Annotated in this window: 20 protein-coding genes; 10 read left to right on the top strand and 10 right to left on the bottom strand. The window is 71.6% G+C overall.

Translation table 11 applies throughout. From position 1 onward, the window contains the following. Positions 1–41: 41 nt before the first annotated feature. Both QFZ71_RS23985 and QFZ71_RS23980 read right to left on the bottom strand, forming a co-directional pair. Positions 42–1,439: a HAMP domain-containing sensor histidine kinase gene (locus QFZ71_RS23985; protein WP_307670223.1), complete on the bottom strand. Its 1,398-nt coding sequence runs from the start codon at positions 1,437–1,439 to the stop codon at positions 42–44. Positions 1,440–1,457: 18 nt separating this feature from the next. Further along, entirely contained in the window at positions 1,458–2,150 is a 693-nt protein-coding gene (locus QFZ71_RS23980) for a response regulator transcription factor (RefSeq protein ID WP_307670222.1), read from the bottom strand. Positions 2,151–2,576: 426 nt separating this feature from the next. Here QFZ71_RS23980 and QFZ71_RS23975 point away from each other — a divergent pair, with 426 nt between their 5' ends. The 9 genes from QFZ71_RS23975 (at position 2,577) to QFZ71_RS23940 (ending at position 10,176) form a co-directional block, all read left to right on the top strand. Continuing rightward, entirely contained in the window at positions 2,577–3,362 is a 786-nt protein-coding gene (locus tag QFZ71_RS23975; protein ID WP_073767533.1) for an amino acid ABC transporter ATP-binding protein, read from the top strand. 33 nt (positions 3,363–3,395) lie between these two features. After that, positions 3,396–4,319 (top strand): glutamate ABC transporter substrate-binding protein, encoded by a 924-nt coding sequence (locus QFZ71_RS23970; protein WP_307670221.1) that lies wholly within the window; start codon positions 3,396–3,398, stop codon positions 4,317–4,319. Positions 4,320–4,534: 215 nt separating this feature from the next. Continuing rightward, the gene (locus QFZ71_RS23965) at positions 4,535–5,182 is read left to right on the top strand and encodes an amino acid ABC transporter permease (protein ID WP_307670220.1); all 648 of its coding nucleotides are present in this window, start codon (positions 4,535–4,537) and stop codon (positions 5,180–5,182) included. Further along, positions 5,179–6,117, top strand: coding sequence for an amino acid ABC transporter permease (locus tag QFZ71_RS23960; RefSeq protein ID WP_307670219.1), 939 nt, complete (start codon positions 5,179–5,181; stop codon positions 6,115–6,117). The genes QFZ71_RS23965 and QFZ71_RS23960 overlap by 4 nt, the downstream gene beginning before the upstream one ends. A gap of 166 nt (positions 6,118–6,283) precedes the next feature. Next, positions 6,284–7,996: an FAD-dependent monooxygenase gene (locus QFZ71_RS23955; RefSeq protein ID WP_307670218.1), complete on the top strand. Its 1,713-nt coding sequence runs from the start codon at positions 6,284–6,286 to the stop codon at positions 7,994–7,996. Between the two features lie 93 nt (positions 7,997–8,089). Further along, a complete protein-coding gene (locus tag QFZ71_RS30505) occupies positions 8,090–8,176 on the top strand; it encodes a putative leader peptide (RefSeq protein ID WP_311605579.1) in 87 nt (28 codons plus the stop codon). A 72-nt stretch (positions 8,177–8,248) separates the two neighbouring features. Further along, on the top strand, positions 8,249–8,875 hold the full coding sequence (locus QFZ71_RS23950; protein WP_307670217.1) for a cysteine dioxygenase: 627 nt from the start codon (positions 8,249–8,251) through the stop codon (positions 8,873–8,875). Between the two features lie 101 nt (positions 8,876–8,976). Next, positions 8,977–9,363, top strand: a complete 387-nt coding sequence (locus tag QFZ71_RS23945; RefSeq protein ID WP_307671562.1) for a rhodanese-like domain-containing protein — start codon at positions 8,977–8,979, stop codon at positions 9,361–9,363. Between the two features lie 216 nt (positions 9,364–9,579). After that, on the top strand, positions 9,580–10,176 hold the full coding sequence (locus tag QFZ71_RS23940; RefSeq protein WP_307670216.1) for a hypothetical protein: 597 nt from the start codon (positions 9,580–9,582) through the stop codon (positions 10,174–10,176). 318 nt (positions 10,177–10,494) lie between these two features. On the opposite strand, the gene recX is transcribed toward QFZ71_RS23940, so the two are convergent. From recX to QFZ71_RS23915, 5 genes are all read right to left on the bottom strand, one after another. Continuing rightward, a complete protein-coding gene (gene recX / locus QFZ71_RS23935) occupies positions 10,495–11,259 on the bottom strand; it encodes a recombination regulator RecX (RefSeq protein WP_307670215.1) in 765 nt (254 codons plus the stop codon). A gap of 3 nt (positions 11,260–11,262) precedes the next feature. Continuing rightward, positions 11,263–12,387, bottom strand: a complete 1,125-nt coding sequence (gene recA / locus QFZ71_RS23930) for a recombinase RecA (protein ID WP_307670214.1) — start codon at positions 12,385–12,387, stop codon at positions 11,263–11,265. Between the two features lie 315 nt (positions 12,388–12,702). Further along, on the bottom strand, positions 12,703–13,143 hold the full coding sequence (locus QFZ71_RS23925) for a VOC family protein (RefSeq protein WP_307670213.1): 441 nt from the start codon (positions 13,141–13,143) through the stop codon (positions 12,703–12,705). A gap of 254 nt (positions 13,144–13,397) precedes the next feature. After that, positions 13,398–14,561 (bottom strand): AI-2E family transporter, encoded by a 1,164-nt coding sequence (locus QFZ71_RS23920; RefSeq protein WP_307671561.1) that lies wholly within the window; start codon positions 14,559–14,561, stop codon positions 13,398–13,400. A 288-nt stretch (positions 14,562–14,849) separates the two neighbouring features. Continuing rightward, positions 14,850–15,044, bottom strand: coding sequence for a DUF3046 domain-containing protein (locus tag QFZ71_RS23915; RefSeq protein ID WP_307670212.1), 195 nt, complete (start codon positions 15,042–15,044; stop codon positions 14,850–14,852). Positions 15,045–15,123: 79 nt separating this feature from the next. Here QFZ71_RS23915 and QFZ71_RS23910 point away from each other — a divergent pair, with 79 nt between their 5' ends. After that, positions 15,124–16,038, top strand: coding sequence for a hypothetical protein (locus QFZ71_RS23910; RefSeq protein WP_307670211.1), 915 nt, complete (start codon positions 15,124–15,126; stop codon positions 16,036–16,038). 67 nt (positions 16,039–16,105) lie between these two features. Here the strand turns inward: QFZ71_RS23910 and QFZ71_RS23905 are convergent, their stop codons facing one another. The 3 genes from QFZ71_RS23905 to QFZ71_RS23895 all read right to left on the bottom strand — a co-directional run bounded on the left by QFZ71_RS23905 (position 16,106) and on the right by QFZ71_RS23895 (position 18,346). Beyond that, a complete protein-coding gene (locus QFZ71_RS23905; RefSeq protein WP_307670210.1) occupies positions 16,106–16,420 on the bottom strand; it encodes an AzlD domain-containing protein in 315 nt (104 codons plus the stop codon). Then, the gene (locus tag QFZ71_RS23900; protein WP_307670209.1) at positions 16,417–17,313 is read right to left on the bottom strand and encodes an AzlC family ABC transporter permease; all 897 of its coding nucleotides are present in this window, start codon (positions 17,311–17,313) and stop codon (positions 16,417–16,419) included. Before QFZ71_RS23900 ends, QFZ71_RS23905 begins: the two co-directional genes overlap by 4 nt. 184 nt (positions 17,314–17,497) lie before the next feature. Beyond that, a complete protein-coding gene (locus tag QFZ71_RS23895; protein ID WP_307670208.1) occupies positions 17,498–18,346 on the bottom strand; it encodes an AraC family transcriptional regulator in 849 nt (282 codons plus the stop codon). Between the last annotated feature and the right edge of the window lie 54 nt (positions 18,347–18,400).

Raw genomic sequence — 18,400 nt, 5'->3', positions numbered from 1 at the left:
GCCGTCGCGCCGTGTCCGCCGCTACCGGGCCCGGTGTCCGCTCAGGCCGGGCCCGGCAGGTCGCGGGGGACCGAGACCGTCACCCGCAGACCGTGCGGCTCGTGGTGCTCGTAGGCGATCGAGCCGCCGCCCGCCGCGAGCAGCACCCGCGAGATGGAGAGGCCGAGGCCCGATCCGCTGATGTTCTGGTGGCGGGTGCTGCGCCAGAAGCGGTCGCCGACGCGTTCCAGCTCCGCCTCCGTGAGACCGGGTCCCCGGTCGGCGACCACGACGGTCGCCTCGGCGGCCCCGCTGGCGACGGTGACGGTCACCTCCTCGCCGGCCGGGGTGAACTTCAGGGCGTTGTCGATGACCGCGTCCAGGGCGCTGGAGAGTGCGATCGGGTCGGCCCAGGCGGTGGCCGCCGGGACCCCGTCCAGGGCGAGCCGCACCTCCTTCCGCTCCGCCATCGGACGCCAGGAGGCGACCCGCTCGGCGGTGAGCGGGACGATGTCGATGAGCTGGAGGTCGGCCTCGGCGTGCTCGGCCAGCGCGAGGTCGAGGAGGTCGTCGAGGACCCGCGCCAGCCGCTTGCCCTCGGTGCGCACGGCGGCGATCTCCTCGCTGCCCTCGGGCAGTTCCAGGGCGAGCAGCTCGATGCGCAGCAGCAGGGCGGCCAGCGGGTTGCGCAGCTGGTGCGAGGCGTCGGCGACGAAGGCGCGCTGCTGCTCCAGCACGTCCTCGACGTTGTCCGCCATCTCGTTGAAGGAGCGCGCGAGGCGTCTCAGCTCCGGCGGCCCGGCCGACGCGGCCACGCGGGAGCGCATCCGGCCGCCGGCGATGTCGTGGGTGGCCGCGTCCAGGGTGCGTACGGGCAGCAGGACCCAGCCGGTGAGCCGTACGGCCGCGCCGACGGCCACCAGCAGGGCCAGCACCTCGCCGAGGCCGATGAAGAGCCAGGTCCGCAGGGTGCGGGAGCGCATCTCGCCGGTGGGCGAGTCGATGACGACCACGGCGACCACGTCACCGTCGCGCACCACGGGCGAGGCGACGACGACGCGCCCGTCGTGCCAGGGCCAGACCTGCGGCGGATCGTGCGAGCGGCGGCCGAGCAGCGCCTCGGCGAACGCCGTGCGCCCCTCCCCTTCGGCGGGCAGGGCCCAGGAGCCGGGGGCCTTGGCCAGGGCCCGGTCGTCGCGGAAGAAGACGCCGGCCCGTATGTCGTACACCGAGGCGTAGACCTCCAGGTCGGTCTGGAGGGTGCGGCGCCGCTCCTCACTGTCCGGGGAGGTGTCCGTGATCGCCTGGGCGAGGCCGGCGAACCGCGCGGTGTCGTCGATCCGGTCGATCACCAGGCGCTGCTGCTCGGCCGCCGCCACGCTCACCGCGAGCGGGAAGCCGAGGGTGAGCAGCATGGCGGCCATCAGGACGATGAGCAGCGGAAGGAGGCGGGAGCGCACCGGGAGACGTACCGCCGGTCACGCGGACGGGGCGACGAGCCGGTAGCCGACGCCCCGCACGGTCTCGATCAGGGCGGGCAGCCGCAGTTTGGAGCGCAGGGAGGCGACGTGGACCTCCAGGGTGCGTCCGGTCCCCTCCCAGCTGGTGCGCCAGACCTCACTGATGATCTGTTCGCGGCGGAAGACCACGCCGGGGCGCTGGGCGAGGAGGGCGAGCAGGTCGAACTCCTTGCGGGTGAGCTGGACCTCCTCTCCGTCCACGCTGACGCGGCGGGTCGGCAGCTCGATGGTGACGGGCCCGAGGCGCAGGGCGGCGGCGGGGGTCGGCGCGGTGTCCTCGCCGCTGGTGGTGCGCCGGGCGACCGCGTGGATACGGGCGAGCAGTTCGCCGGTGTCGTACGGCTTGGTGACGTAGTCGTCGGCGCCCAGGTTGAGTCCGTGGATGCGCGAGCGGACGTCGGCGCGGGCGGTGACCATGATGACGGGGGTCGCGGTGCGCTTGCGGATCTTCCCGCACACCTCGTAGCCGTCCTGGTCGGGCAGGCCGAGGTCGAGGAGGATCACCCCGAAGGGCTCCTTCTCGGCGGGCAGCAGCGCGCGCAGGGCCTCCTCGCCGTTGCGGGCGTGCACGATCCGGAATCCGTGCCGGGCGAGCACGGCGGACAGGGCGGCCGCGACATGGTCGTCGTCCTCGACGAGCAGCAGTCTCATGGACCTCCTTCCTCTCCCGTGTCTCCGGGCACCGTACGGCTCTCGGGTGCGTCCGCGTCGGCGAGGCGTCCGGATCGCCGGCGCACCGGACACCGTCGCACCGCGTCACCGGGTGGAGCCCGACCACGGGCCCGCGTCCCACGGGCGCGTACGCGGGTGGCTCTTCCCGTTCATCGGCGCTTCATGTCTTCCTCGCTCAAGGCATCCACGCCGATGAGCGGCACACCCGTCAAGGCCCTGCCGGTCACAGCAGGGTTTCCGTTACGCACCCGGTACGCCCCCGGAGCGGGGTGCGACGTCCCGTTCACACGGAGTGTCCGGTTGCCGCCGGATCGTTATGCTCAATTTCCGCTCAGATGTAATGACGTTGATCGCACTGCGTCATTACTGTCCTTGTTCAACCGAGGAGGACGGAGCAAGAAGCCGATGAGCGGAGTTTCAGTGACCAAGGCCGCCGAGGATGCCGCGCCCGAGGCGAACGATCTGGTCGTACTGAGCAACGTCAACAAGCACTTCGGCGCGCTGCATGTGCTCCAGGACATCGACCTGACCATCGCCCGTGGCGAGGTCGTGGTCGTCATCGGGCCCTCCGGGTCCGGCAAGTCCACGCTGTGCCGCACGATCAACCGCTTGGAGACGGTCGACTCGGGATCGATCTCGATCGACGGCAAGCCCCTGCCCCAGGAGGGCAAGGAGCTGGCCAGGCTGCGTGCCGACGTGGGCATGGTCTTCCAGTCGTTCAATCTCTTCGCCCACAAGACGGTGCTGGAGAACGTCATGCTGGGCCAGGTCAAGGTCCGCAAGGCCGACAAGAAGGCCGCGGAGGAGAAGGCCCGGACGCTGCTCGACCGGGTGGGCGTCGGCGTCCAGGCCGACAAGTACCCGGCGCAGCTCTCCGGCGGCCAGCAGCAACGCGTGGCGATCGCACGGGCGTTGGCGATGGACCCGAAGGTCATGCTCTTCGACGAGCCCACGTCGGCGCTCGACCCGGAGATGATCAACGAGGTCCTGGAGGTCATGCAGCAGCTGGCCCGCGACGGGATGACGATGATCGTCGTCACCCACGAGATGGGCTTCGCCCGGTCCGCCGCCAACCGCGTCGTGTTCATGGCGGACGGAAAGATCGTCGAAGAGGCGACGCCCGAACAGTTCTTCAGCAACCCGCGCAGCGACCGGGCCAAGGACTTCCTGTCGAAGATCCTTCACCACTGACGACAACGACCTACGAACTTAAGGATTGTTCACATGAAGCTCCGTAAGTCCGCCGCCGTCGCGGCCATCGCCGTCCTCGCCCTGACCGCTACCGCGTGCGGTGGCAAGGAGGGCTCCGCCGGTGACAAGCCGGGCGGCACGAAGCCGGGTTCCTCCGAGGCCCCCGCGCTGCCCACGTACACCGTGGCCAAGGACGTCGCCCTGGACTCCCCGGTCTTCAAGAAGGCCAAGGAGCGCGGCAAGCTGATCCTCGGCGCCAAGGCCGACCAGCCGTACCTCGGCTTCGAGGACCAGTCGACCAAGGAGCGCTCGGGCTTCGACATCGAGATCGCCAAGATGATCGCGGCCGACCTCGGTTTCTCGGACAAGCAGATCGAGTGGAAGACCGTCGACTCCGGCGTCCGCGAGACGGCCATCTCCAAGGGCCAGGTCGACTACTACGTCGGCACCTACACGATCAACGACGAGCGCAAGAAGCAGGTCGGCTTCGCCGGTCCGTACTACAAGGCCGGCGCGGACCTCCTGGTCCGCAAGGACGACACCTCCATCACCGGCAAGGAGTCGGTGAAGGGCAAGAAGGTCTGCTCGATCGTCGGCTCCACGCCGCTCCAGGAGATCAAGAAGCCCGAGTACGGCGCGAGCGTCGTCGAGCTGGCCAAGTACTCCGACTGCGTGCAGCAGCTGCTGACCAAGCAGATCGACGCCGTCACCACGGACGACTCGATCCTCAAGGGCTACGCGGCCGCCAACTCCGGCAAGCTCAAGGTCGTCGGCAAGCCGTTCACCGACGAGCCCTACGGCGTCGGCCTGAACAAGGACGACAAGGTGCTCCGCGAGGCCATCAGCAAGTCGCTGGAGGAGCGCGTCAAGGACGGCACGTACAAGAAGATCTACGAGGCCACGCTGGGCCTGTCCGGTTCGGACTACGTCGAGCCGCCGGCCATCGAGCGCTACTGACGCTCCTCGGGCGCCCGGTACCTCCGGGCGCCCGCTGATGCCGGGCGCGCCCCGCAACCGTCGCGCGCCCGAGCGCCGACACCTTCGTCACGACGCCCCGCGAGTGACTCGGGCGTCCCGTACGCCACCGCCGTCCCGTCCCTTCCGGGGGCGGCGGGCGTACGGGGCGCCGCTTCCCCTGCCCCGATGCCGATGACCGCCGACGCGGAGACCTCATGAACGTACTGCTCGACAACTTCCCAGCGTTCCGCGACGGCTTCATAGGAACTGTGTCGATCACCGCCGTCAGCTCGCTCATCGCCCTGGTCCTCGGTGTGGTCGTCGCCGGGTTCCGCGTCTCGCCGGTGCCGCCGCTGCGGTACTTCGGCACCGCGTGGGTCACGCTGATGCGCAACACCCCGCTGACCCTGCTCTTCCTGATCTTCTTCTTCGTGGTGCCCGAGATCCTCTTCCCGGGGATGAGCCCGTTCGTCCTCGGCTCGCTGGCCCTCGGCTTCTACACCTCCTCGTTCGTCTGCGAGGCGGTCCGCTCCGGCATCAACACCGTGCCGCTGGGGCAGGCCGAGGCCGCGCGCTCGATCGGTATGACGTTCGCGCAGACCCTGAGGATCGTGGTGCTCCCCCAGGCGACACGGACCGTGATCCCGCCGCTGAGCAGCATCTTCATCGCGCTGACGAAGAACTCCGCGATCGCCGGCGCCTTCAGCAACGCCGAACTGTTCGGCTGGCAGAAGCTGATGAGCGACAAGGGCTACGACATCGTGCCCGTCTTCATCTGGGTGGCCATCGGCTATCTGATCATCACCTTTACCATCAGCGGCCTCTTCCGGCTGCTGGAGCGTCGCATGGAGGTCGCCCGATGAGCGCCAGCGTTCTTTACGACGCCCCGGGCCCCAAGGCCGTCGTCCGCAACCGGATCTACGCCGTCGTCGGCAGCCTCGCCATCGTGGCGCTGATCGTCGTCAGCCTCGTACGGCTCTCGGACAAGGGGCACCTCGCCCCGGAGATGTGGGACATCTTCAACTACGCGGGCATCCGGCAGAACATCGCCGACGCGGTGCTGGCGACCCTCAAGGCGTTCGGGCTGGCCGCGGTCGGTTCGCTGGTCCTCGGCGTGCTCCTGGCGGTGGGCCGGCTCTCCGACCACCGGCCGGTCCGCTGGGTGGCGACCACGTTCATCGAGCTGTTCCGCTCGCTGCCGCTGCTGATCACCATCTACGCGATCTGGGTCGGCTTCCTCACCGACCACTCGATGTGGGCGCTGGCGGCGGGCCTGTCCGTCTACAACGGCTGCGTCCAGGCCGAGGTGCTGCGCGCCGGCATCAACTCGGTGCCCAAGGGCCAGAGCGAGGCGGCGTACGCGCTCGGCATGAGCAAGACGCAGGTCATGACGACCGTCCTGATGCCGCAGGCCGTCCGGTCGATGCTGCCGACGATCATCAGCCAGCTCGTGGTGACCCTCAAGGACACCTCGCTCGGCTTCATCATCCTGTACCCGGAGCTGCTCCAGACGGCGCGTCTGATCGCCTCCAACACCCAGGTGAACGGGCAGTACCCGTACGTCTCGACGATCGCCGTCATCGGCACGATCTACATCACGATGTGTCTGCTGCTCTCGGCCCTGGCCACATGGATCGAGAAGCGCGGCCGCCGGGCCAAGACCGGCATCAAGGTCGCGCCCGGCGCCCAGACCGCCGGCATCCCCACCGTGGACGCCGCCGGCCCGGACGCGGGGGGCGCAGGGGGCGCAGGCCCGGTGGACGGCGGTGCCGGTGGGGCCGGTGTGAGCAAGGACTGACCGTCCGGGAGCCTTTCCGGCAGGAGCATTCGAGGCAGCGGCGCACGCGTCGCTGCCTCGGTCACTTGACGCAAACACCACCAGTGGGTTGCATACGTTCTGTGATCACGCACCCGGCTACCTCCGCCATGTTCCGCATGACCGCACGGGCCGGAGGGTACGCGCCGTGGACCCGGTGATCGTCGTCGGCGCCGGGCCCGTCGGCCTGACGCTGTCGCTGGCCCTGGCCGCCCAGGGCGTCCCCTCGGTCGTCCTCGACGAGGGCTCCGGCGCGGAGGAGGCCCGTCCCGCCCGTACCGTCGTGCTGCGCGAGGACACCGCCGACCTGGTGGGCCGTCTCGGCTGCCGGGAGCTGGACCGGGTCGGGCTGCGCTGGGCGGGCTGGCGCTCGATGCGCCGGAAGCAGCTCGTCCGGAACGTTCCGCTGAGCGGAGGCCCCCGTGACGAGAAGGCCCCGCCGCTCCGTTCGCCGCTCCACCTCCCGCAGCACGAGCTGAGCGCGGCCCTGCGCGCGGCGGCCGACAAGGAGCCGCTGGTCCGGCTGGTGCCGATGAGCCGGATCGACACGCTGGAGCAGGACCGCGACGGCATCACGGCGCACACCCGCGAACCGGGCTCGACCTGGTGGCGCGGGAGCTATCTGGTCGGCTGCGACGGCGCCCGGTCCACCGTGCGCAAGCTGCTCGACATCCGCTTCCCCGGTCGTACGGCGGTGGAACGGCACGCCGTCGCCGCCCTGCGGGCCGAACTGCCCTGGGCCGACGAGGCCGTTCTGCACCGGCAGCCGCCCTGGCGGAGCGGAGGCGCCGAGGTCTCCGCCCGGCCGTTGCCGGGCGGCGTGTGGCGGCTGGACTGGCTGCTGCCTCCGGGCGGCGAACTGGTCACCCCGGAGGCCCTGATCAGCCGGGTCCGGGACACCCTGGCCGGCTGGTGCGGCGACACCCCGCCGTACGAACTGCTGGACACCGGCGTCCACACGCTCCACCACCGGCTCGCCCGGCGCTGGCGCAGGCAGCGCGCCTTCCTCGCGGGGGATGCCGCGCATCTGCTGGGCGCTCTCGGCACCCAGGGCCTCGACGAGGGCGTCCGGGACGCGGAGAACCTGGCCTGGAAGCTCGCCCACGCCTGGCACCACGGCCCGGCCGAGCAGCTCCTCGACAGCTACCAGGCGGAGCGCCGGGCGGCGGTGGCCGCCCGGCTGCGCGCCGCCGACCAGTCGCTGCCGATACTGCGCGGTGGTGGCGGGCTGCGCACCCTGGTGCCGGGCGCGGCACGTGGCCACGACACCCTGGTCGCCGACGGCCACCTGGGCCGCGGAGCACTGGGCGCGCCCCCGTCGTACTCCCACTCGCCTCTTTCACCGCCGCACTCGGAGGCGCACACCGTCGTGGGTACGCCCCCCGGTGCGCCGGTGACCGATGTGACGGTGACCGCGCCGGACGGGACGACGACACGGTTGCGGGAACGGCTCGGACAGGGCCACCCGCTGGTGATCCTGGTCGCGCCGGGGACCGGTGTCTGGGACCGGCGGCACTGGCAGACGGCGGGCGTCATGCCGCGCCTCACGGACGCCGTCGCGGCTCTTCCGGGGACGGCGGAACTACTGGTCACCGAGAGCTACCCGGGGGCCTCCGCGCACACCGTCCTGCTGGTCCGGCCCGATGGTCACCTGGTGGCGGCGTTCGGCGGCGTACAGCCGCGGGAACTGTTCACCGCGGCACAGGCCGCGCTGGGCGGTGCGCCCCGCGACGAGCGGGAGCGGGAGGCGGAGTCCGACTCCGTCGAGCCGGGCGAGGTGAACGGCCGCCAGCGGGAAGCTCCGCGCGTGCAGCGGCCCAGGACGCGGATTCACGCGGACGGAACGGCCGGACGCCCCTGACCGGGGGCACCCTTCGGCCCACCCGCCCTCCGTACCGTCCACCGTCACGGAGGCGCGTTGACCGTCACAGGCGCACATGGTTCACTCCAGATCATGACCGACACCGATGTGCGCCTGTGGCGGAGGGTCCATATGGACCTCGTCCGCTACGCGGGCTGCGTGTGTCGTCCGTCCTGCTGAATCGCCTCCCTCTGCCGGTCCGTGCCGCTTCCGCACGGCCGGATCACCGCGCGAACTCCCAGGACGGTCCTCGTGTCTTCCCTCCGCCCCGCCGTGCCCACGGCTGCCTCCCTCCCCTCCCCCGCATCCACGGCTGCCTCCGTGCCCTCCGCCGCGGCCACGGATGTGCCCGTTCCCTCCCCTTCCGCGACCGGTTCGTCCGGCGCGGCACCGACGCTCGCGGAGCTGATGGACTTCGTCCGGAGTGCGGCGCGCGACGAGGCGCTCATCGCCTCGCTTCCTCTCGATCCGGACGGCCGCACCTGGCTCCGCCTCGACGGGCCGGGCGGCAGCGAGGCGTGGCTGATCGGCTGGCCGCCGGGCACCGGTACGGGCTGGCACGATCACGCGGACTCGTTCGGCGCGTTCACCACCGCGGCCGGTGTCCTCACGGAGCACTCGCTGGCCGTACGGCTGCCCACCGACGGCTGGAGGACGCTGGAACTGACGGAGGGCGTCGACCGGTCGAGGGCCCTGGCGACCGGCCAGGGCAGGGCCTTCGGGCAGAACCACGTCCACGAGGTCCTCAACGAGTCCGGCACCACCCACGCCGTTTCCGTCCATGCCTACTACCCGCCCCTGCCGCGGATCCGCCGGTTCAGCCGGGCGGGCGCGGTGCTCCGCCTGGAGCAGACCGAGCGCCCGGAGGACTGGCAGTGAGCGAGGAACGGGACAGGACCGTGACAAGCACACCGGAGCCGGATGCTCCCGGGGAAGGCTCGCGGAATCAGGGTTCGCCGGAGACCGGCGTTCCCGAACCGGTGGGCATCGACGAGCTGCTGGAGCGGGTGAGGGCCGGCTACGACCGGATCGGCCCGGCCGAGGCCGCCGGGGAGGCGGCGTCCGGAGCACTGCTGGTGGACATCCGCTACGCCGCGCTCCGCGACCGCGACGGACTGATCCCGGGCGCACTGGTCGTCGAACGCAATGAGCTGGAGTGGCGGCTCGATCCCCGCGGCAGCCACCGTGCCGCCGAGGCGGTCGGCCACGGCCTGCGGATCGTCGTCGTCTGCGACGAGGGGTACGCCTCCAGTCTCGCGGTCGCCTCGCTGCGGCAGTTGGGGCTGCGCCGGGCCACCGACCTGATCGGCGGCTTCCAGGCGTGGCGCGCCGCGGGACTCCCCGTCATCGCTCCCCTCGGCAGCTGACCCACGACCGGCCCCGGTGTTCGGGGCCCCACGCCCGACCGCCCCCCGTTCCGGGCACGGCGGGCCTGACCCCGCCCCCGGGCTACGGGCTACGGGCTACGGGCTACGGGCTACGGGCTAATCGCACACCCGAACGCCACGTTCCAGTGGAGCAATCGCCGCGCGTGACCGACATTCGCCTCACACCGAGGCCGACATGTACGGAGATGACACGCTATGGCGATCGCGGCTCTCACCCCGGACCAGCTGGACGACCAGGCTTCCCGGCTGCACAACACCCGAGCATGGCAGCAGATCGTCACCGGTTGGGAGCACACGGCCGTCGAGCCGGCGCGGCCTTCCGACTGGCGGGATCTGCTGTCCGTCCCCGTCGAGCAATTGATCGACGACACGCTTCGTACGCTGCCTGCGGTGTCTCCGCGCGAGCGCCGGTTGCCCGGCAGGCTGGGCGCGGTGCTGCCCGACCGCGTCCACCTCTGGCGGCGGGTCGGGCAGAGCGATCTGCGGCCCTCGACCCATCTCGGCTACGCACGGCAGATCCTGGCCGAATGGGGTTGGCAGAACGCTCCGTACCGGCTGCGGAACGTCCGTGGCGCCCGCTGTGTCTGCGGTGCCCTGATCTCCGCGCACCGCCTCGGCTACGGTTCCCTCGAGACCGTGGACCGGGCCGGCGCCTGGCTGATCACGGAGTTGCGCGCGCAGGGATGGCCGGGACTCATCGGCCCCTGGAACCGTCATCCGGGCCGCACGGCCGCGGACGCCCTGGCGCTCGTGGACGCCACCATCCGCCGGGCCTCCCTGGCCGGGGAGTGACCCCCGCCCCGGTGGACCGCTGCCGTCGGAGAGGACGCCGGAGCACCGGGCTTCTGCCGCCGGTGTCCGACCGCTCGGCGTTCACATGAGGCCGACCCGGAACACCTGGTATCTTGCTCGGCCCCGAACCGCCCGGCCCACGGGCCTGCTCGCCTCCACCGCCCGTCGTCGGGCCACCCGGCTTCGGACCGGCCTGCTCACGGCTCGCTCGCCTCCACCGCCTCCTTCGGCCGGCCCCGCTTCCGGACCGACCCGGCCACAGACCGCCCGTCTCCAAGCAGCCCCGCTTCGGACAGCCTGCCTTCCGCGCCTCCCGGTTCAGAAGGGCTCGTCCAGACCCTCCGCGTCCTCGCCTTCCTCCTCCAGCGCCTGACGCACCACCCGCAGGGCCATGCCCTCCCCGTACCCCTTGCGGGCGAGCATCCCCGCCAGCCGACGCAGCCGCTTGTCGCGCTCCAGGCCCCGCGTGGAGCGGAGCTTGCGGGCCACGAGTTCGCGCGCCGTCTCCTCCTCCTGATCCGCGTCGAGCTGCCCGACCGCCTCGTCGATCACCGCGGAGTCCACGCCCTTCGTCCGCAGCTCACGGACGAGGGCACGGCGCGCGAGCCCCCGGCCGTGGTGCCGGGACTCGACCCAGGCCCCGGCGAACGCCGCATCATCGATCAGTCCGACGTCCTCGAAGCGCGCGAGCACCTCCTCGGCCGCCTCGTCCGGGATCTCCCGCTTCCGCAGGGCGTCCGCGAGCTGCTTGCGCGTGCGCGGCGTCCCGGTGAGCAGCCGCAGGCAGATGTTGCGCGCCTGCTCGACCGGGTCGCGCGGCTCCTCCGAGCCACGCGGTTCCCCTTTCCCGGCCCTCGACGAGGAAGGGGAACCGCTGCTTCTGGTGCCGGAGCGGGCCCCGCGGCCCGCTCCTTCGCCGAACCCGCTCCCGGCGCCCGGTCCGCCGCGTGAGCGGCGCCCGGACCGGGCGCCTACGTGGTCCGCTGCCGCCCCCCGCTCGGCGGCGAACCCGTCGGCGTTCCCGTATCCGGATGCGGGAACGCCGGGCTCGGGGCTGTCCGGCCACTCCGTACGACGTGTCACGGTCTAGCTCTTGGCCGCCGCGGTCTTGGCCGGCTTGGCCTTGGCGGCTGCCGCGGTCGCCGGCTTCGCCGCCCCTTCGGCCGCCGGGGCCGCACCGTCCGCGGCGGGCTCGGCAGCGGCGGCGGCGTCCGGACGGACGCCGACACCCAGCTTCTCCAGGATCTTCTTCTCGATCTCGTTGGCGAGGTCGGGGTTGTCCTTGAGGAAGTTGCGGGCGTTCTCCTTGCCCTGGCCGAGCTGGTCGCCCTCGTACGTGTACCAGGCACCGGCCTTGCGGACGAAGCCGTGCTCCACGCCCATGTCGATCAGACCGCCCTCGCGGCTGATGCCCTGGCCGTAGAGGATGTCGAACTCCGCCTGCTTGAACGGCGGGGCGACCTTGTTCTTGACGACCTTGACACGAGTGCGGTTGCCGACCGCGTCGGTGCCGTCCTTGAGCGTCTCGATCCGGCGGATGTCGAGGCGCACGGAGGCGTAGAACTTCAGCGCCCGGCCACCCGTGGTGGTCTCCGGGGAGCCGAACATCACGCCGATCTTCTCCCGGAGCTGGTTGATGAAGATCGCGGTGGTCTTGGACTGGTTGAGCGCACTGGTGATCTTGCGGAGCGCCTGACTCATCAGCCGGGCCTGGAGACCCACGTGCGAGTCGCCCATCTCGCCCTCGATCTCCGCACGCGGCACCAGGGCCGCCACGGAGTCGATGACGATCAGGTCCAGCGCGCCGGAGCGCACCAGCATGTCGACGATCTCCAGCGCCTGCTCACCGTTGTCCGGCTGGGACAGGATGAGGTTGTCGATGTCGACGCCGAGCTTCTTCGCGTACTCCGGGTCCAGCGCGTGCTCGGCGTCGATGAACGCCACCGAGCCGCCGAGCTTCTGCGCGTTCGCCACCGCGTGCAGCGTCAGCGTCGTCTTGCCGGAGGACTCCGGCCCGTACACCTCCACCACGCGGCCGCGCGGCAGACCGCCCACGCCGAGGGCGACGTCGAGGGCGGTCGATCCCGTGGGGATGACCTCGACGGGCTCGTTCGGCCGCTCGCCCAGGCGCATCACCGCACCCTTGCCGAACTGCCGTTCAATCTGTGCGAGTGCGGCGTCCAACGCCTTCTCGCGGTCGGTTCCTGCCATGGGTTCCACCCGATTTGCTTGAGTTGATCGCTTCACGCCACAGACGCTAACCCCTGCCACTGACAATGGGCCTCGACGTCCGCCCGCCCTGTGGACAACTCCACGGCCGAGCCCGGAAAAATCCGGTCCGGACTTCCATCAGAATGGATGTTCGATTTTCGTGTCAAGCGCACCACGCGGCGCCGCCGGGGCCGATCGCAGCGGCCGTCCGGTGCCACCGAACCTTGAGCGTGGGCCGACGAACTGTGGATGGCACGGCGGTAGCTGTCGTCGAGAGTGGTGACCGAAGGGTTGGGGTGCGGACCTCGCCAGCCTTCAGCCGAGCTGCTCGGCCAGTCCGACGATGATGCCCTCAGGGCCGCGGACATAGCAGAGCCGGTAGCTGTCCTCGTACTGTGCCAGCTCGCCGACGAGCTCGGCGCCGCGGGTGCGCAGGCGGGCAACGGTGTCCTCGATGTCGTCGACCGCGAACATGACGCGGTGCGTGCCCAGAGTGTTGTGCGGCCGGTTGCGCGGCCCGTCGCTGATCGCCTCGGGGCTGTGGTACTTCGCCAGCTCGAGCCGACTGTGACCGTCAGGGGTTCGGACCATCGCGATGTCACAGCGGACACCGTCGAGTCCGGTGCACTGGTCGGCGAAGAGGCCCTCGATCTCCGCCCTGCCCTCCAGTTGCATACCGAGTTCCACGAAGAACGCGATGGCGGCGTCCATGTCCTCGACAACGATGCCGACGTTGTCCATCCGCTGAATCGCCATGCTGGTCTCTCCTTCTTCCGTGTGCGGCCGGTGGTGGCCGCCTGATGTCCCTGGGACGGAGCCGGCGGCACGTTCTCGACATCCTCCACCACGAATCTCGGCGAGCGGCCCGCGTCACTCGAATTTCGCTGGCACGCGCTCAAGGTTCGGTGGCACCGGACAGCGGCTTCGCGTCCTCCGGAGGCGCGGACGCCGACGCCCCGAACCGACAGGACCGGCGTCGCCGCCCCGACCGGCGACGCCGCTACGCCCGGTTACTGCTGGGACGGCCCGCCCGAGCCGTCCGCGCCTCCGGGGCCGGCGGCCGGGCGGCCGCTCATCAGCCGGCGGAGCCGTGACGACAGCGGCCTTCCGGGCCTGCGGCTGCTTCCCCCGTGCACACGGGGATCGTCGGTGACGTCGTACCGCTTCACATAGGCGCTGAGGAACGCCTGGAGCGTGGCGACGGCGGGGATGGCGACCAGCGCGCCGACCGCACCGAGCAGGGCCGTGCCGGCGACGACCGATCCGAAGGCGACCGCGGGATGGATGTCCACGGTCTTCGCGGTCAGCTTGGGCTGGAGCACATAGTTCTCGAACTGCTGGTAGACCACGACGAAGCCGAGCACCCACAGCGCGTACCAGGGGTCGACCGTGAAGGCGATCAGCATGGGCAGCGCGCCCGCGAGATACGTGCCGATGGTGGGGATGAACTGGGAGACGAGTCCGACCCAGACCGCGAGCGCCGGGGCGTACGGCACCTCGAGGATCATCAGCAGGATGTAGTGCGCGACGCCGGAGATCAGCGCCATCAGGCCGCGCGAGTAGATGTAGCCGCCGGTCTTGTCGACCGCGATCTCCCAGGCGCGCAGCACCTCCGTCTGCCGGGCCGGCGGCAGGACGGAGCACAGGGCGCGCCGCAGCCGGGGGCCGTCCGCGGCGAAGTAGAAGGAGAACAGGAAGATCGTCAGCAGCCGGAACAGCCCGCCGAGGACGGTGGTGGAGACGTCGAGCACACCGGTGGCGCTGTTCTGGACGTACTTCTGCAGCCAGTCGGAGTGCAGCAGGCTGTCCTGGACCTCGACGCGGGACAGTCTGGTGCGGAACGTCTGGTTGACCCAGTGGATCACCGAGTCGATGTACTTGGGGAGCTCGTCGACCATGTTGACGATCTGGCCCGCGAGCATGGACCCCAGGAGCACGACGAATCCGACGCCGAAGATCATCAGACCGAGGAAGACGAGGAACGTGGCGAGTCCGCGTCGCATGCCGTATCCGGCCATCCGGCCGACCGCGGGCTCGATGGCGAGGGCCAGGAAGAACGCGATCAGCACGTTCGTCAGCAACCCGATGAGCTGGTGGAAAGCCCAGCTGCCGAGCAGGAAGCAGGCGTAGAGCGCGAGGGCCAGCACCATCGCCCGCGGCAGCCAGCCGGGCATGCGGACCCCGCCGGCGCCGGACGGCGGCGCGGGGGGCGGGACGGGTGGCGCGGCGGACGACTGGGCGGGGGCGGTCTCGTCTGTCGATGACACGGGACAAGTCTCGCCTACGCCACGGCCGGCGGGACCCCCGCCCTTGACCGGCCGCTCAGGCTCCGCTTCCGCCGCGGCCGGGCTCGCACCGGTTCAGCGCTTCCGCGACGGGAACGCGGGTTCTTTCGGTGCGACGCTTGTCCGCCGGAAACAGGTCCACCCGTCAGCACCCGTCCGCCCTGAGAAGGGTCCCTGTCAGCGCTTGTCCGCCGGGATGTCCATGGCCGAGCAGACCGCGCGCCAGACGTCCTTGGTCTCCCAACCCGCGTCCAGGGCTTGGTGCACCGTACGACCGCCGAGTTCGGCCATCACATGGTCGCGGGCGAAGGAGTCCGCGTACGCCGCGCCGAAATGGTCGGCCATCCGCTCCCAGAAAATCGTCAACCGCATGCCCCCAGTATCCCGCCCCTGAGAGTGCAGCATGCCCACCCGGCATGTGCCGGGCCTCGTTCCCCTCTACGGTCGGTCCATGGTTGGAACCGGAGCAAACACCCTCGCCCGCGCCGAGCAGTTCATCTGGCTCACAGCCCGTGTGCTCGAACAGCGGCGGTTCGCCCATGACTTCCTGGGCGGAGATCCCGACACCGTCGAGACGGCCCTCGCCGCCTATCGCAACGAGGACGGAGGCTACGGTCACGCGCTGGAACCCGATCTCCGGGGCCCGGTCAGCCAACCGCTGCACACCGCCCACGCGCTGAGCGTCCTCGACTCGATCGGCCGCTGTGAGGGACGGCGCGTCGAGCGGATCTGCCGCTATCTGACCGATGTGTCGACCAAGGAAGGTGCGTTGCCCGCGCTGCTCCCCACCCAGCGCGGCTATCCCGCCGCCCCCTTCATCCCGATCGTGGACGACCCGCCGCCGGAGCTGCTGGCGACCGGCCCGATCGTCGGACTGCTGCACGCCAATCAGGTGTGGAACGCCTGGCTGTTCCGGGCGACGGACTTCTGCTGGAGCGCCGTGGAGGCCTTGGAACAGTCCCACCCCTACGAGGTCGAGGCCGCGATCGCCTTCCTGGACGGAGCGCCGGACCGGGCCCGCGCGGAGGCGGCGGCCGACCGGCTCGGACGCCTGGTGCGTGACCAGCGGCTCGCGGTGCTCGACCCCTCCCGGCGCGAGGACTACCCGGTGTCGCCCGGCTACGCACCGGGCGAGCACCACTTCCCGTACGACTACGCCCGTACACCCCGGTCGCTGGCCCGCCGCTGGTTCACCGACGAGGAGCTGGAACGTTCGCTCGACCATCTGGCCGCCGAGCAGCAGGACGACGGCGGATGGCCCGTGACCTGGCGGCAGTGGGCTCCGGGGACCGCGCTGGAGGGGCGCCCGCTGGTGACGCTCAGGGCCCTGGGAACCCTGAGCGCGTACGACCGCCCGCTCGGCTGACCACGCCCTCACGAGCCGTCCCCTCTCACGGGCCCTCCCCCGCGTGCTTCGTCGCCCCGTGCCCTCGTCACCCCCAGGCCGGTGCGCGCACGGCCGCCGTGACCAGCACGCCCGCGCCGACGACCACCAGGAAGGGCGCGCGCAGGACCAGGGCGAGTGCCGCCGCGCCGAGACCGACGGCGCGGGCATCGAGCACGAGCTGCCCGCCGTCCCCGGCGAAGGTCTGTTGCGCGGTGAGCGCGGCCAGCAGCGCCACGGGCAGCAGGGCGGCCATGCGGCGGACGAGCGGTCGCTCCAGCGCTCCCGCCGGTACGAGCAGGCCGAGGAGCTTGGCGAGGTAGCAGCCCACCGCGGTCAGGCCGATGGCGATCCAGACGTTCACGTCCACCGCTCCCCCTCCGTCCGCTCCGCCACGTCCCCGTGATCCCCATAGCCGCTGTGGCCCTCGGCGTCGTAGCCCCTGTGGTCCTCGGAGTCACCGCCGCTCCCGCCGGCCTCGTCGGCCGTTCCCCGCTTCGTCCGTCCCATCAGGAAGAGGACGACGGGTGCCGCGAGAGCCGACAGCAGGACGGGCACGCCCGCCGGGAGCACGGGCAGCAGCGTCAGGGCGAGCAGGACCGCGAGGGCGGCCGTGACACGTTCGACGGTGCTCCCGAGCAGCGGCGCGAGCAGCGCGAGGAACACCGCCGGACTCGCCGCGTCCAGGCCCCACGCGTCGGTGTCGCCCAGCGCCCCCGCGCCCAGAGCACCCACCAGGGTAGTGAGGTTCCACAGCCCGTAAAGGGCGAGACCGGTGACCGTGAAGCCGACGCGCGCGGCCCGCCGGGTGGGCTGCGGAAGGGTGACGGCGGTCGTCTCGTCGGTGACCCAGTGGGCGGCGAAGGGCCGCACCGCGCGGGGCAGGGCGAGCAGCTGGGAGAGGCGCAGCCCGTAGAACGCGTTCCGGATGCCCAGGAAGAACGCCCCGGCCGCCGCGGTGTACGGATTGCCGCCCGCCGCCAGCGCGCCGACCAGGGCGAACTGGGAGGCGCCGGTGAAGACGAACAGGCTCAGGGCGCAGGTCTGGAGCAGGCTCATGCCGGAGCCGGCCGAGGTGACGCCGAAGGCGAAGCCGGAGAGCCCGACGGCGACGCCGACGCCGAGCGCGTCCCGGACGACGGCCGCGTCCGGCTTGTCCGGTCGGGCCTCCGACGCCGGACCGGGGCCGCCGGACGGACCTGCGGGGAGGGCACCGGCCGTGCCGGTGCCCCCGGTGAGTGCTGTCTGTTCTGCCACGTCCGGAACGCTACGGGGACCGTTCGGGACCGGTCTTGTACGTTCTTGCGCCTGTTCCCGCTTCTTGCGCCTGTTCCCGCACGGGCGGCGCTCACCCGCTCACACCCGTGCGACGCCGGCCCCCATCCGTGGACACCTCCGCCGTGTACGCCCCCGGTGCGCGGCCCCGCCCCGAGCCCGCCTCTCACCGGCCGGGCCGGCCCACTCCGCGTTCGCGCTGGTACGCGCCGGGCGGCACCCCGACGATCCGGGTGAAGTGGCGGTTGAGGTGGGGCTGATCGGTGAAGCCGACGGCTGTCGCGGCCTCGGCGGGGGCGACACCGGCGTCGAGCAGGCGGCGCGCCCTGCGCACGCGGGCGTCGGTGAGCCAGGTGTGGGGCGGCATCCCGAACTCCTTCTTGAAAGCCCGCAGCAGCGCGAACGGCCCGGTTCCCAGCTCGGCGGCGAGCGCCTCCAGCGTGGGCGGGGCGGCCATGCGGTCCTCCAGCACGGTCCGGGCCCGCACGGCGTTCCGCGTGCCGCCGGCGCGCACGGCAGGTGCGGGCAGCGGGCTGCCGTAGTGGCCGAGGAGCCGGGAGACCACGATGCGCAGCAGGCTGTCGGCCGCCAGCGCGTTCCCCTCCTCCGCCGCCCGGTGCACCTCGGTGATCAGCCGGGACGCGTGCGGATCGGTCACCCGGTTCTCGGCGAAGCCGGCCGTGCCGCGCAGGGACGTCACCTCGGCCGCGATGTCGTTGACCACCTGGTACGACGGGTAGAGCGTCGAATACGCCCAGCCGTCGGGCGCCCCGGAGCGGGCGGTGTGCGGCACCTCCGGGTTGATCAGGACGACGGTTCCGGGGACCGCCTGGATCGTGCCGCCCGGCAGCCCCACGTCCTCCACGCCGCCGGTGACCGCTCCGATGACGTAACCCTCGTGGCTGTGCCGGGGGAAGGCGTGGCGGACGTACCGAGCGCGCAGCAGATCGAGGTCGGGCAGTGCGGCGTACTGCCAGTGCCGTGCCCACTCCCCCGTGCGGTCCGCCCTCGCCATGAGGACATTCTCGCAGGTCCCGGCCGTGCACCCCCGGCCGAGCGGGCCGGGGGC

The organism is Streptomyces sp. V2I9 (assembly GCF_030817475.1).
Classification (GTDB): domain Bacteria; phylum Actinomycetota; class Actinomycetes; order Streptomycetales; family Streptomycetaceae; genus Streptomyces.
Note: the sequence above shows the minus strand (reverse complement) of the source record. Positions and strands in the feature narration are given on the sequence as shown.